The organism is Borreliella afzelii, from assembly GCF_014202295.1.
In the GTDB taxonomy this organism is placed as follows: Bacteria; Spirochaetota; Spirochaetia; order Borreliales; family Borreliaceae; genus Borreliella; species Borreliella afzelii.
On sequence record NZ_JACHGM010000001.1, the window covers coordinates 164,681 to 179,395 of the forward strand.

At 30.0% G+C, this 14,715-nt stretch carries 16 protein-coding genes and 1 tRNA gene; 2 read left to right on the forward strand and 15 right to left on the reverse strand.

The genetic code is table 11. The features are described 5' to 3' along the window. Positions 1-158 precede the first annotated feature (158 nt). From rplS to HNP63_RS00780, 9 genes are all read right to left on the reverse strand, one after another. Positions 159-518: a 50S ribosomal protein L19 gene (gene rplS / locus HNP63_RS00740; protein WP_004789448.1), complete on the reverse strand. Its 360-nt coding sequence runs from the start codon at positions 516-518 to the stop codon at positions 159-161. Continuing rightward, complete coding sequence (trmD, locus tag HNP63_RS00745; RefSeq protein WP_004789936.1) at positions 496-1,215, reverse strand: tRNA (guanosine(37)-N1)-methyltransferase TrmD; 720 nt, start codon at positions 1,213-1,215, stop codon at positions 496-498. The genes rplS and trmD overlap by 23 nt, the downstream gene beginning before the upstream one ends. Then, positions 1,212-1,712 carry a ribosome maturation factor RimM gene (rimM, locus tag HNP63_RS00750; RefSeq protein ID WP_044052281.1) on the reverse strand — a complete coding sequence of 167 codons (501 nt, stop codon included), beginning with the start codon at positions 1,710-1,712 and terminating at the stop codon, positions 1,212-1,214. The genes trmD and rimM overlap by 4 nt, the downstream gene beginning before the upstream one ends. 3 nt (positions 1,713-1,715) lie before the next feature. Further along, positions 1,716-1,964 (reverse strand): KH domain-containing protein, encoded by a 249-nt coding sequence (locus tag HNP63_RS00755; RefSeq protein ID WP_004789492.1) that lies wholly within the window; start codon positions 1,962-1,964, stop codon positions 1,716-1,718. Further along, positions 1,965-2,225, reverse strand: coding sequence for a 30S ribosomal protein S16 (gene rpsP / locus HNP63_RS00760; RefSeq protein ID WP_048830687.1), 261 nt, complete (start codon positions 2,223-2,225; stop codon positions 1,965-1,967). It lies immediately after the preceding gene. A 12-nt stretch (positions 2,226-2,237) separates the two neighbouring features. After that, positions 2,238-3,572 (reverse strand): signal recognition particle protein, encoded by a 1,335-nt coding sequence (ffh, locus tag HNP63_RS00765; RefSeq protein ID WP_014486410.1) that lies wholly within the window; start codon positions 3,570-3,572, stop codon positions 2,238-2,240. A gap of 62 nt (positions 3,573-3,634) precedes the next feature. Further along, positions 3,635-4,843 (reverse strand): host adaptation transcriptional regulator BadR, encoded by a 1,209-nt coding sequence (badR, locus tag HNP63_RS00770; RefSeq protein ID WP_004790061.1) that lies wholly within the window; start codon positions 4,841-4,843, stop codon positions 3,635-3,637. 278 nt (positions 4,844-5,121) lie between these two features. Further along, positions 5,122-7,131 (reverse strand): elongation factor G, encoded by a 2,010-nt coding sequence (gene fusA / locus HNP63_RS00775; protein ID WP_183226974.1) that lies wholly within the window; start codon positions 7,129-7,131, stop codon positions 5,122-5,124. A 76-nt stretch (positions 7,132-7,207) separates the two neighbouring features. Next, positions 7,208-7,738, reverse strand: a complete 531-nt coding sequence (locus HNP63_RS00780) for a Dps family protein (protein WP_004789752.1) — start codon at positions 7,736-7,738, stop codon at positions 7,208-7,210. Between the two features lie 84 nt (positions 7,739-7,822). Between HNP63_RS00780 and HNP63_RS00785 the strand changes: the two genes are divergently transcribed. Continuing rightward, positions 7,823-8,290 (forward strand): BB0689 family surface lipoprotein, encoded by a 468-nt coding sequence (locus HNP63_RS00785; RefSeq protein WP_011601170.1) that lies wholly within the window; start codon positions 7,823-7,825, stop codon positions 8,288-8,290. A 41-nt stretch (positions 8,291-8,331) separates the two neighbouring features. Then, positions 8,332-8,405: transfer RNA gene (locus HNP63_RS00790), tRNA-Val, on the forward strand. A 7-nt stretch (positions 8,406-8,412) separates the two neighbouring features. On the opposite strand, the gene mvk is transcribed toward HNP63_RS00790, so the two are convergent. The 6 genes from mvk to HNP63_RS00820 are packed head-to-tail and all read right to left on the reverse strand — an operon-like array spanning position 8,413 to position 14,695. Beyond that, positions 8,413-9,306 carry a mevalonate kinase gene (mvk, locus tag HNP63_RS00795; protein WP_048830684.1) on the reverse strand — a complete coding sequence of 298 codons (894 nt, stop codon included), beginning with the start codon at positions 9,304-9,306 and terminating at the stop codon, positions 8,413-8,415. Beyond that, positions 9,300-10,253 carry a GHMP family kinase ATP-binding protein gene (locus HNP63_RS00800; protein ID WP_183226976.1) on the reverse strand — a complete coding sequence of 318 codons (954 nt, stop codon included), beginning with the start codon at positions 10,251-10,253 and terminating at the stop codon, positions 9,300-9,302. Before HNP63_RS00800 ends, mvk begins: the two co-directional genes overlap by 7 nt. Beyond that, a complete protein-coding gene (gene mvaD, locus HNP63_RS00805) occupies positions 10,244-11,182 on the reverse strand; it encodes a diphosphomevalonate decarboxylase (protein ID WP_011601167.1) in 939 nt (312 codons plus the stop codon). The genes HNP63_RS00800 and mvaD overlap by 10 nt, the downstream gene beginning before the upstream one ends. Next, the gene (locus tag HNP63_RS00810) at positions 11,166-12,434 is read right to left on the reverse strand and encodes a hydroxymethylglutaryl-CoA reductase, degradative (protein WP_004789778.1); all 1,269 of its coding nucleotides are present in this window, start codon (positions 12,432-12,434) and stop codon (positions 11,166-11,168) included. The genes mvaD and HNP63_RS00810 overlap by 17 nt, the downstream gene beginning before the upstream one ends. Continuing rightward, positions 12,424-13,488 carry a type 2 isopentenyl-diphosphate Delta-isomerase gene (fni, locus tag HNP63_RS00815; protein WP_183226978.1) on the reverse strand — a complete coding sequence of 355 codons (1,065 nt, stop codon included), beginning with the start codon at positions 13,486-13,488 and terminating at the stop codon, positions 12,424-12,426. Before fni ends, HNP63_RS00810 begins: the two co-directional genes overlap by 11 nt. Next, on the reverse strand, positions 13,472-14,695 hold the full coding sequence (locus HNP63_RS00820) for a hydroxymethylglutaryl-CoA synthase (RefSeq protein ID WP_183226980.1): 1,224 nt from the start codon (positions 14,693-14,695) through the stop codon (positions 13,472-13,474). Before HNP63_RS00820 ends, fni begins: the two co-directional genes overlap by 17 nt. Positions 14,696-14,715 lie beyond the last annotated feature (20 nt).

Here is a 14,715-nt window from a genome sequence, read left to right on the forward strand (position 1 = left end):
AAAATTATTTTTAAAAAAATAAAAGCCTAAATCTTAAACAAAGATTAACAAAACAAAAGATCATTCAAAAAATAATTTTTACTCTTAACCTTAATATAATTTGTTTTATCTTATGACCCAATTTACTAAAATATTTAAAATAGCTTAAAAACTAATGCTCAACTTCTTTTAAAATTAAGACGCTCCTTTATCTTCATAGCAGCTTTACCAATTCTATTTCTCATATAATAAAGCTTTGCCCTTCTGACCTTTCCTCTTCTTAAAACTTCAACTTTTTCTATAATAGGAGAATACACTGGAAAAATTTTTTCAACACCTATTCCTGAAGAAATTTTTCTAACCAAAAATGTTTTGCCAATTCCTTTATTTTGAAAAGAAATAATAATTCCTTCAAAACTCTGCAACCTTTCATTATTACCTTCAATAATTTTATAAACAACCTTCACAGTATCTCCCACATTAAAGACAAAAGCCTCATTTTTCTTATTTTGAGCTTCAATTTTTCTTATCAAATCCATTATCTTCTCCTATTATCTCTAAATATTTAAGGTATAAATCATATCTATTTTTTTTAGTTTTTTCTATAGCTTTTAAAAGCCTCCAATTCTTTATATTCTCATGGTGCCCGGAAACAAGAACCTCTGGAACCTTTATCCCCATAAAATTATAAGGTCTAGTATAATGAGGATATTCAAGTAACCCATTTTTCATACCAAATGATTCTTCTAATAAAGAATTGGGATTTATTACTCCATCTAGCAACCTATATATACTATCTATTAAAACAAGAGCTGAAATCTCTCCTGAAGATAAAACATAATCTCCAATAGAAATCTCAAAATCAACATACAAATCTATAATACGCTGATCAATTCCTTCATATCTTCCACAAATTATAACAATTTCTTCTTTTTTTGACAAGGAATACGCTAGCTCTTGGGTATACTTTATGCCAGAAGGACTTAAAAATATTGTTGTTTTCTTGGCAGCTTCTACATGCTCAAGAGCAAAAAACATAGGCTCAGCCTTTAATACCATCCCAGCACCGCCTCCGTAAGGCAAATCATCGCATCTTTTATGTTTATCTTTTGAAAAATCTCTAACATCAACAAGCTCAAAACTTACTATTCCCTTGTTAATAGCTTTTTTCATTATTGAATTTTCAAAAAACGGTTTAATTATTACTGGGAAAAGGGATATAACTGTAAATTTCATCTTAAAAGATCTAAAACCTTAAGCTCAATTGTTTTTTCTCCCGCATCTATATTTCCAATATAAATATTCAAAAAGGGAATAAAAAAAAATTTAATACCCACTTTGACCTCAAGAAATACATTATTTAAATATTCAAAAAAAGCTACAACTTCCCCTAGCTTTCTATTGTCATTAACAATAGTATAGCCAATTAATTTTCCCAAATAATATTCACCTTCTTTCAAGCTCGATGCAAGCGAATCATCAACCCACAATTCAAAACCAATCAAAGGCTTAACTGACTCTGGAGCATCAATCCCTTCAAACTTCAAAAATAAAGAATTACTTTTTATATTAACATCTATAACTTTAACTTCAATGGCAAAACCATTGCTTTTTTTCAAAAGAACCTTATTGTTTTTTAGGTTAATAAAATCACAAAAATTATTGGATATGCTTTTAATCCTAGCATACCCATTAACTCCATAAGACGATAATATCACGCCTTTAATAAACATAAATTAATCTAAAATTTCCAATTGCACTCGCCTATTGGTCTTGGCAGCACAAGCCCCAAGCAAAGTTCTAATAGCTCGTGCAATACGACCTCGTCTTCCGATTATCTTGCCTACATCACTTTGAGAAACCCTTAATTCTAAAATAGTTGACTTTTCTCCTTCAATTACATTTAGTTTTACTTCATCTTGCTTATCTACAAGAGACTTTACTACAAACTCTATAAGTTCGATCTCATTTCCATACTCTTTCATTTAAACCTCCTGACTTTTCGCATTCAAGTTGTTTTTCTTTAAAAGCATTTTTACTGTATCACTTAAAATTGCTCCCTTGCTTATCCAATCTTTCATTCTATCTTCCTTAATTTTTATTTGGTTTTGCTTTTCAACAGGGTGATAATAACCAAGTTCTTCAATTGCTCTACCATCTCTAGGAGAAGTAGAATTCATAACTACAATCCTATAATAAGGTCTTTTTTTGGCCCCCATTCTCTTCAATCTTATCTTAACGCTCAAATTTATTCCTCCTTATTTTCCCAAAAGGGCTGCAATCTTATTTTGAAAATCTTTATTTTTCATCTTTTTCATAATCAAAGTTGTTTGACTAAACTTTTTTATGAGCTTATTAACATCAAAAATAGTTGTCCCACTTCCCAAGGCTATTCTTTTTTTTCTTGAGGGATTGTTCAAAATTACCGGGTTTGTTCTTTCTTTCTTAGTCATAGAAAGAATAATAGCTTCTTCTCTATTAAAACTTTCTTCACTTAGATTATTGACATTTAACATTGATTTTGAAACACCTGGTAAAAAACTTGCAAAATTAGAAAACCCCCCTATTTGTCTTATGCGCTTAAATTGGCTTAAATAGTCTTCAAAATTAAAATTAGCTTTATTAATTTTTTCTTCAAGCCTAATAGCCTCTTCTTTGTCAACAACACTTTGAACCTTCTCTACAAGACTAACAACATCACCCATGCCAAGAATTCTAGAAGCAATTCTTTCTGGGTAAAAGGAATCAAGATCTTCAGGTTTTTCTCCAACACCAACAAATTTAATAGGAACTGCACAAATACTTTTAAACGATAGTACAGCACCCCCTCTAGTATCTGAATCAAACTTAGAAAATATTGCGCCAGTAAGTCCAACATTCTCATTAAATTCTTTAGCAATATTTACTGCAACTTGCCCCATCATAGAATCTACCACTAAAATGGTTTCTGTGGGCTGCAAAATCCCCTTGATTTTTTTTATCTCTTCAACTAATAAAGATTCAACTTCAAGCCGTCCTCTAGTATCAACTATTACAGAGTCAAAAAACTCAGACTCAGCAAACTTCATAGACGCTTTAACAATTTTAATAGGATCTTTTTCCCCTTCAAGTGAAAATACTGGAACACCTATTTGACTACCCAGTATTTTTAACTGCTCTACAGCCGCTGCCCTAAATGTGTCAGCAGCTACAAGAAGCACTTTTCTATTTTCTTTTTTAAGCCTTAAAGAAAGCTTAGCAGATGTTGTGGTCTTGCCAGAACCTTGAAGTCCAAGCATAAGAATATAAGATTGTTTATTGACAGGATGCAAGCTAAGCTCATAATTTTTGCCTCCCAAAAATTTAACAAGATTATCATTGACAATTTTAATAAACTGAGATTTAGGATCAATGCCTCTTAAAACCTTCACTCCCTTGGATTCTTCAATTATAGAATTTAAAAACCGCCTTATAACTCTTAAGTTAACATCAGCATCAACTAAAGAATTTTTAATAATCTCAATAGCCTCTGCAATGTTTTTATCATTTATTGTAGATTTTCCAGAAAGATAGTTTATAAAATTTTTAAAATTCGACCCCAAACTTTCAAGCATTAAAAATAACCCTTATTCTCAATAATAATCTTATCAAATATAAGATACAAAAAAAGGCAATATTAATCAATATCTCCTCCTGTCAAATAAAACTTATTAAAAATAACACTAGAAGCAGGTCCAACAACAGAAACTTCGGTATCTAATGAACTAAGCTTTAGCACTATATTCTCTTTATTGCGCTTTTTAATTTCTTCTTTTAACAAATCAAAAAAAGCTTTTAATTTAAAACTTTGGCCATAAAGTACTAAATAATTAAAATCAAGCATTCTTTGAATATTGATAATAATTATTGCTAAGTATTTAACCGTATCCGCCATAATTTTATTTACAAAATCATATTTTTCATAAAGAGAAAAAACATCATATATTGTAACCTTTTTTAATCTACCCTCATACTTTTCATAAAGCTCAGGAATCTCACCATTCATAAACTCTTTTGAAATCAATCTCTGCAAAGCAAAATTAGATATTAGCATATTAACACAGCCCTTATTACCACAAGTTGGACAATTTTTTTCTCCTTCATAATCAATTATCATGTGACTAACCATACCTGACTTATTATTATAACCAGGATAAACATTGCCGCCTGACCAAATCGAAAGTTCAGCGGTATCTGTGTAGTCAAAAAACATAATATTATCTACATTTTTACCCATAAATTCAGCAAGAGATAAATTCTTGACATAGCTTTCAAGATAAACTGTAAGTGAAAAATATTCTTCAAGTATTCTCTTAACAGGGACATCTTTTTCAATCCATGCTCCATAACTGTCATTAACAATACCTGATTCTTTATCTTTTATTAACCCTGTAATACTAAAACCCAAACCAATAAACTTATCTCTTGAGAAATTATGTTTCCAAATAATTTCTATCATATGATCTTTTATTTTTTCTAAAATATCATAAGCACTAACTGGAGGTTCAAAAGAATGAGTCTCACTTATTAAAACCTCGCATTTAAGATTAGCAATACCTATTTGAAAATAATTGCTAGAAATAATAACTCCCATTGAATAAGCATAATCTTTATTAATATCGAGAAGTATTTCTTTTCGTCCATGTTTTTTAATATCAGACACTCTAGAACCAACTTCAATCAAAAGATTTTCTTTTATCATTTGATTGGTCAAAATAGTAACTGCAGCATTTGTTAAGGTCAACTTACGAGCTAAGTCTGTTCTTGAATATTGCATATTCTTCAAACTAAGAAGAATTTTTCTTCTATTGCCACCTCTAATTGAAACCATATTTTCACCTTGCATAATATACCTCCTTTATTTTTAAAATAAAAAAATATTATAAAATATCATATTAAAAAAACCAATACAATATTCTATCTATTCTCAAAAGACAAACATGCCTTTATAAGGCTAAAAAATATTTTACATCATAATATAACATTCATAAACTATTAAAAATTCACAGCTTAACAAAAAAAGGAACAAATTCATTTTTACATAAAAACTCATCAATAAAAATTGATTGGATTTAAAAAATAATAAACACAAGAAAAACCATTTTACCTTAAAAACCAATAACTTTAACTTACTTTTTCCTTAAAATAAGAAAATTCCATAGTAAAACTGCCTCTCCCTTTGGTAGAACTTCTTAAAATAGAAGCATAACCAAAAAGTTTTTCAAAAGCGGCCTCTGATTTTATCAAATCATACTCTCCAATATTGCTAACTGAATGAATAATGCCCCCTATAACATTTAATGTAGAAATAATTTCTCCTGTATGCTCAATAGGTGTTCTAATTTCCAATAACATTATTGGCTCAAGTCTAATAGGGTCTGATTTTTGAAAAATACTATGAAAAGCAAATCCCGAAATTGATTCAAAAACACTCTCGCTAATCTTACTAGTCTCACAAACAATAGAAAAAATGCTAATATTAATATCAATAATAGGATATCCAAAAGCTCCACTTACAAATGTAGTTGTAATTCCTCTCAATATTGCAGACTTAATTGTAGAATCAATGCTACATTCAAAATCGATTTTATTTCCTTCACCCCGTGATAAAGGTTTAATGATCATTCCAATTTTAAAATTAATATTTTTACCAGCAAAGATATTATTAAACTCAAAAACTTCTTTTACAATTTTACCTGCACTCTCTCTGTAACTTACTTGAGGTTTTCCTGTATAAACATTAAGATTAAATTCATCTTTAATTCTTGTTAAAATAATCTCAAGATGTAATTCACCCATTCCAGATATAATCAATTGCCCTGTTTCTTTGCTCTCAGAATAGCTAAAAGTAGGATCTTCTTTGGAAATTATTTCAAAAATTTCCTTTAGTCTAACCTCATCTGATGATCTTTCAGGCTCAACAGACATTAAAACAACTGGCTCTGGAAACATAACAGATTCAAGTAAAATATTATTATTTTCTTCAATAAGAGTATCCCCGGTAACAGAAAACTTTAATCCTAAAACAGCTCCAATATCACCGGTTTTTACAAAATCTATTTGTTCATTTTTATTTGAAAAAACTCTAAAAATTTTTGTAAACTTTTCACGCTTGCCATTTGAAGCATTGAAAATTTTTTTATTAGAATTAATCTCACCAGAATAAACTCTAACAAAATAAAGATGCGCAGCAATTACACTTGAATATTGAACTTTAAAAACAAGCGCTGACAATTTTTTATTTTCATTAGGATCAACTAAAATTTTTTTATTTGTATCCAAAGAAAAAGCAGTAAAACTTTTTTCAAAAAGACTTGGTAAGTAATCTACAATCGAATCAATCAAAGGTTCTATTCCAATATTTTTTAAACTAGTCCCCATTAAAACAGGAATAATAAATCTAGAAATAGTACCTCTTCTAATCTCACTCTTAATAACATCTAAACTAATCTCCTTATCCTCAAGAAACAATTGAGTAATCTCTTCACTAAATTGGCTAAGAATGTCTATTAACTTTTTCTTAAAAAGAGCTGTTTTTTCAATAAATTCTTCCCTAATTTGACTATAAGTTAATTTTGGAATTCCATTTTTCATTGCAAAATGAAGTTCTTTATTTAAAATAATATCAACTACTCCTTCAAAATTGCTTTCATTTCCAATTGGAATTTGCAAAACCAAAGGAATAGTTTTAAACTTATTTTCAATATCTTCCACAACTTTAAAAAAATTAGCACCTACTCTATCCATCTTATTAACATAAGCAAGTCGTGGAATTTCATATTTTTCTGCCTGTTTCCAAACAGTTTCTGTTTGAGCTTGAATTCCATCAACAGCACTAAAAATGACAATACCACCATCAAGAACTCGAAGAGATCTTTCAACTTCTGCTGTGAAATCAACATGCCCTGGAGTATCAATAATGTTTATTTGATGCTCTTTCCAATGACAAGTAATAGCAGCTGAACTAATAGTAATTCCTCTCTCTTGCTCTTGAGGCATCCAGTCAGTAATAGTATTTCCAGAATCCACATCTCCCATTTTATGACTTTTGCCAGTATAATAAATAATTCTTTCGGTGGTAGTAGTTTTGCCAGCATCAATATGAGCCATAATTCCAATATTTCTAATACCCATAAATCCCCAACAACAACTACAAGCTTAATATAGACAAACTAAACATTAGCATAAGTCAAACCTTTTAATAAAATTGTTATTTTATATCACACTCGCAACATTTGTTATCATCGTGACAAACACAATCACAATTTTCAAGCAATGCCTTATGCATCCATAAATACTTCTCAAGATCACTCATGATGTCGTCTATAAGATTAGCAGTACCATAATCACAAGCAGTATCAATCAATTTTCTCATTCCAAAAATATTTTTCAAAATCTCAGCGAGGCTGGAAACAATGCTTTGCATTGAAAGTGAAAAATTAGAAGTTGATTCAATATTAAGCTCTTTAATAAAGGATTTTTTCATAAACTCAGAATATCTAAATTCAGAATCATAGCCAAGCATTCTTGAACGTTCTGCAATAATATCAATAATCTTTTCAATATATTCATAAAGATCTTGGGTTTTTTTGTGAATAACAAAAAAATTGGTATCTTTTATATTCCAATGAATACCTCTTAAATTAGAATAAAAAATATGCAAACTTGCCAGGAGTTCTTGTAATTTTGAGTGTATTTCTTCTAAATCATCCTTTTTTATATAACTTAAATACTTTTCCATAACTATCTCCTTGATACAATCATTATAATACATAATGAGATATAATTATAATTTCAATACTATAATAAATAAAAAGGATCTTTAATGAAAAAATTGATTTTGATTTTTGCACTATCTTTGTCCCAAGCATGCAATTTAAATACAATACATCCAATAGATACAAAAGAAGATATGAAAATCCTATATTCAGAAATTGCTAAATTGAGAAAAAATTTGAATCTAAACCATCTAGAAATAGATGATATTCTTGAAAAAGTTGCAAAAGAATATGCTATCAAACTGGGTGAAAATAAAACACTAACTCATACCCTTTTTGGCACAACCCCAATGCAAAGAATACACAAATACGATAAATCCTTTAATTTAACAAGAGAAATACTAGCATCAGGAATTGAACTTAACAGAGTAGTTGATGCATGGCTTAATAGCCCAAGCCACAAAGAAGCTCTTATTAATACAGATACCACTAAAATAGGTGGCTATAGATTAAAAACGGATAACAATATAAATATATTTGTAGTTCTTTTTGGAAAAAGAAAAGATAAGAATTGACACTATTAAAGCTTATACTGTATACTACTTATTAGCAAAAAGGGCTCATAGCTCAGTTGGTCAGAGCGCCTGCCTTACAAGCAGGATGTCGGGAGTTCGAATCTCTCTGGGCCCAAAATAGCCTAAACTTCAATTACTTTCAACTCTAAAACCAAATTTATTTTAGAATTTTTTAGCATATTATTTAATTCTTTTTGAACTATATTGGCTTTTTCCCGACTTTCAAAAAGAAAAATAAAAGCTCCCCCTTTACCAGAACCACTCAACTTCCCGGAAAGAGCGCCCAATTTAATCCCCTCACTTATTAGCCAATCAAGAACATCATTAGACAATCCTAAGCGCTTTAAACAATAGTGTGCAACATTCATCTCATTAGCCAAAGAATATACGTCCTTATTCTGAAAAGAAACATAAGCATTGCTTACAGTAAGACCAAGCCTTTCAATAAAAACAAATAAATCAGAATTAGACAATAACTGTTTTTTTAAATTAACAACTATTTCTTTAGTAGTAAAATCTCTTTTTATCGCTCCTATTAAAAAATAAAAACCAGAATCTTTTACTTTTCTTGAATTTAAAACATCTTCTTTTTTATCTAAATAAAAAGTTCCACCAAGATTAATTAGTCCAATATCCATTCCAGAAGATTTTCCATGAAAAATGTTTTCAATTTGATTTGCCAACAAAAGTTTATTACAATCCTTATATTCAAAATGACTTTTAATATATTCTGCAAAACACAAACTAAGACTAGCAGAAGACCCAAGACCAACTCCAATAGGAATTTCAGAAAGAACAGTAAACTCAATCGGATTAACCTTGCCATAATTTGAAACAATAAAACTTATCAGACTATCTAATCTGGCATTAGGTTTCCCTAAATATTTCCAATTTTTAGAAACACTATAAACCAGATCCATATAAATTGGAACTGTAGCTCCAATAACTGGAAATCCATAAACAGCACTATGTTCACCCAAGAACAATATTTTAGCAGGCTTTCTTATTTTTAACATTTACCGCTTTCAAACTTAATACTTTCGTGCTCTAAAACAATTGGAATAATTTTTGGTAAATCAAAAGCTTCGATATTGGGCTTGTAAACTAAAAAAGTTTCATTTCCAGCCCCCAAAGCTTTAATCAAATCACATTGATACTGAAGGTGCGCAAAACTTGGGGGCAAAGCTGCAGGAACTCCTATTGCCGCCCCAATTGCCAAGCCTAATTCTTTAGCTTTTCTTAAGCTAGAAATCAAGGCAGATTTAGAACTACCAACATTTAAAACAAGTTTCTTCATCTCTGAATTGCATTTTAATATAAAATCTAAAATAGAATCTCTATGCTTATTGTACTCATAAATAGAATCGGTGGTTTTAACCGCTTGCAAACCCTGCATCAAATAAAAATCATTAAACTCTACAGCATTTAGTTGTCTACATTTGGGCGCAAAACCACCTTCAAACTCAACAACACCTCCAAAAATACTAGTAGCAATATCATACCCACTACCTATTCCTCCTTGAGAATGTCTGTAAGCTTCCAAACAATATTTAAAAATTTCACTTTTCTCAACAACATTAGTAGCATTATAAATGAAAAAAAGTCCACAAACTATGCCAATAGCAACAACAGCGCTTGAGCCAAATCCCTTTTTAGTTCCATCATTAAAGAAAAAATTACTTGTATCAATATACACATCATATGCAAAGCTTTCTAGGTTGAAAAAACAATTTTGATTTAAGTAAGCAAACATTTTAAAAACAAAATCATTTCTATTTTCTATTAAAGAAAAATCATCCATCTCTTTCTTTTTACTAAAGAAACGCCAAGAATCGCTCTTTTTAAAAGAAAAAAATGCTCTTTTGTTGATGGCAATTGCCACCCCCAATCCTCTTTCCTCTAAAATAGTATACTCCCCCATTAAAAGCAAATTTCCAGGCACAGAAAAACTAATCAAATCCATTCTAAGTCACATCCAACCTTTGAAACAATAAACTCAATGTCAGTAAAATTCTGCTTAAGTCCTTTTAAAATAGTATTTAAATTTTTCTCCAAACAAAGAAACTTCACTTGGGGACCCGCATCCATTGTCTCAAATACCAAAATTCCTTTATTTCTTAAATAAGCGGCATATTTAATTAAATCTATTGTGCTATTTTTAAAATAAAAAATAGAAGATGCAAACATTAAAGCAAACATATTCTGATAACTTTTTACAATAGTTGCTCCAAAATGCACAAAATCTTTTTTTAAAAAAAAATATAAAGCATCTTTAAAAATCTTTTTACTAGAAGCAATCCAAGCATCATAATAAAATCCATGGTGTTTGCAAATATTCATTGCGGCTCTTGAGGACAATTCTTTTTCACTACTATCAATTATGGCAAATATTATGCGCAAATCATTAAAATAAGATTCATCTCTTAATTGAAAAGATTCTTTTGAACCTTCTTTCAAAATAGTAAACCCTCCGTAAATAGCCCTTGCTGCAGAAGCTGATCCTACTCTTGCAAGATTAGATGCACTATTAAAAGAATATTTATCAAAATATTTCAAAATACAAGCAGCAATAGAAGCAAATCCTGAACTTGAACTTGCAAGGCCTGCTGCTGTTGGAAAATTGTTTTCACTTTTAATTTTAAATCTAACATTCGGTTCACTAAGAATTTTTCTTGCATAATCAAAAAACACCTTTTCTCTATTTTGCAATATAACTGGCTTTGAATTTAAAATTATTTCATCTCGATCTGAAAGTTCAAGCTCACTTATTGAATAAAATTTATCAACACTAACAGCAAGACTAGAAGTCGCTGGAATGTTTAAAAAAACATCCTTCTTTCCCCAATATTTAATTAAAGCCAAGCTTGCATTGGCTTTACACTTTACTTTCATTCTCTAACCTTATTTTCTTTAAAACTTTAAAAGCAAAATCAAAAGAATAAATATTCTTTCTTTCCATTTCTAATAATAATTTGTCTTTCTCAAAATCAGAAATATTATATTTTGTCTTTAAAAGACAGAATATTTTATTAACATGCAATCTCATGTGCCCCTTTTGAATCCCATTAAATGCAAGAGCCCTTAATGCAGCAAAATTACTAGCAAGTCCCACACAAGAGAGAATGCCAATAAATTCACTCTTACTATTTACATTCATAATTCTAAAGCTTAAAATTGAAGCTTCGTTAAAAGATGTAACCCCGCCTTTAATTCCAATTTGCAAAGGAATTTCAATTTCTCCAATCAAAGCATTATCGGTAGTATAAAATCTACTAAGAGGAAGATATTTACCACTTTTTGAAGCAAATCTGTGAACAGAAGCCTCAAGCGCTCTTGTATCATTAAAAGTCGCAAGACACACACCTGTAATTCCATTCATAATACCTTTATTATTAGTAACAGCTCGCTCCTCTTCGTAGAAACCTATGCTAGAAATAAGTTCAATTTTTTTAGCCAAATTCCAAGAATCCTCTTTGCTTGCTAGCAGATACTTAAAATCCAAAACAAAACGGGCCCTGGTTGTAAATTCAGAAATATCATTGCTTAAAACCTTTAAAACACATTCATATCCAAATTCTAAAAAAATACATTCTGCTACACGCTCTGCAATTGAATTTAGCAAATTAGCACCCATAGCATCACAAGTATCCAAATAAATATTTAATTTTTGAATACCAAGTTCTTTAATATAGCTAGTTGACAATCTTCTAAATCCACCTCCTCTTTGATTCATATTGATTAAAAGAGGTTCAATCCAGGTCTTAACTTTATCACCAAGATCAATAAAAATTTTACTTAAATCTTTTTCCGATTTTACATAAATTTGAGAAATTCCCAAAACTTCACCCAACGAATAACTTAAATTAGCATTTTCAAGAATTTTTGCCGCAAAATTTAAGGCAGCAACAACAGAAGATTCTTCTGTCGCAATAGGTAAAGAATAGTATTTACCATTTATTTTCAGATTTTTTACAATTCCAATAGGAAAAGATAAATATCCAATATAATTTTCTATCATATTAAAAAGAAAATCTTCATTGGCATTATTATAAAAAAAATCTTTAAAAGTTAATCCCAAAAAATTTTTTATCTCTTGCCTTTTTTCTAAAACACTTTTATGTCTAAAATTTTTACTAAGTTCCATAAAATTGCTTAAAGACTCCAAACTCAGCAAGTAAATAACTACTCAAAAAATACTTATTATTTCTAAAATCTGACAAACTTTTGCTTCCGCTTAAAAACATAGACATTTTTAAAACATGCTCATAATCAGAAAAAAGACTAAATACAGCATCTTCTCCTGAATCGTAAAAAGCTCTAAGAACAACTGCTGCAACACCTATAAGTTTGGCTCCAAGAGCAATGCCCTTAGCAATATCCATGCCCGTCTCATATCCACCAGATGCAAAAATATTAGCCTTTAGAGAATCATCAATGCTAAGTAAAGTAAAAATCGAAGGAATACCCCAATCAGAAAAACAAGATGCAATATTTAGATTATTACCCTTCATGCCTTCTACTAGAACCCAATTGGTTCCGCCACTCCCCGCAAGATCAATATAAGAAACACCAAGCTGAAATAATTCTTTAACGTCACTTGGAGAAATCCCAAAACCTGTCTCTTTAACAATCAATGGAACACTTATAAAGTTGGATAATTTAGCTATTGACTCTTTTATTCCTTTAAAATTTCTGTCTCCATTAACATTCATCAATTCTTGCCCTGCATTAAGATGAACAATAATTGCATCAACTTCTAATCTCTTGATCATTTCAGCTATTCTAGAAATACCAAACTCAACAATCTGAACAGCACCAATATTGGCAAACAAAGGGATACTATGAGCATACCTTTTAAGAGCAAAGTCTCTTATGTACTCGGGATACTTAAATAAAAGCTTAAAAGAACCTAACCCAATAGGAATTTTTAAATAATTTGCAATTTTAACTAAAGATTTATTGAAATCATTTCCTTCTTTACCGCCTCCTGTCATGGAAGAAATAAAAACAGGCATGCTAATATTGTATCCAAATATTTCTTCTTTTATGTCTATCTCAGAAAAATTAAAATCACTAAGAGCATTATGTTTTAGCTTAACAAAGCTTAAAAAATTGCAGCCACTTTTAACATCGTTTTTATTTAAACAAATATCAATATGCCTTTTTTTATTTTCTAATATATTAGGCTCGATACCCATACACTCGGTATCCATCATCCCTTAGTTCTTTCAAATAAAATCCTCTAGATTCACCAGGAACTACTTTATTTTGAAAGAAATCTTTATATTCTTCAAAATTTGCATTATTCCTATTTTTTAAAAGCTTATCAAGATCCCATAATTTAACAACATCAAAAGCGCCCTTTTCAATGGTAAATTCATAAATAACCATAATATTGCCAGATCCATAAGAACAAAACAATATCTTTTCTCCTGTAATATCTTTCTTGGAAAACACTCTTTTTAAATAAAATGCTAAAGATAGAAAAATTGAACCTGTATATAAATTCCCCACTTCCATAGCAGCTTCAACCCCATCGTAAAAATCTATTGATTCTAAATAAGCATTTCTAACAGATTCATCATCACTGTAATATTTTTTTAAAATATAATGCATCGAATCTATTGGCATCTTGGCAAAAGGAACATGCAAAATAAATCTGTAATTAGAAAATAAATCTTTCATACTAAGCTGCTTTTTGACAGCAAAATCTCTTAAAGCATTTTCGTTTGCATTATTATAACATTCAACTGAATATTGACCGCGCACTTTAGCCTCAATACTTCCAAAAGGCCTAAAAAAATCATCAACATCATCGGTATAAACTCCAAATTCAGATAAATTGATCGAAAGTAGCTTTGGATTTTTTTCAACCAAAATTGCAGTTGCGCCAGCTCCTTGGGTAATCTCAGCCGTAGTAAGATTGCTATAATGCGCAATATCTGAAGAAAAAACTATGCCGTATTCAGAATTATTAGAATGGCTTAAAACACTTGCTACACTATGCAAAGACATGGCAGCACCAGCGCATGCATGCTGAACTTGAAAAGTTAGAAAATTATTTCCTAGACAAACACCAGACTGCTTTAAAGCGCCAAAAACATAAGAAGAAATTGCCTTTGAATGATCAACCCCTGTTTCAGTTCCACCCAAAAGCATCCTAATTTTACTTAAATCAAGATCATTGTTATCAAAAATAAGCTTAACAGCCGAACTTGCCATGGTTACACTATCTTCATTGGGACTGGTAAACCTAAAACCTTTTTGTAAAGTTGCATCTATTGCTCTATTGATTTTTTTTAAAAAAACTTCATTGGAAGAATATAAAGAATTTTCCAAAAGGACAGAAAAGTCTAAATAATTCAAAGGTAAAAAAATTCTAATATCACTAATACCTATTTTCATATATCCCCCACCGCATTAAT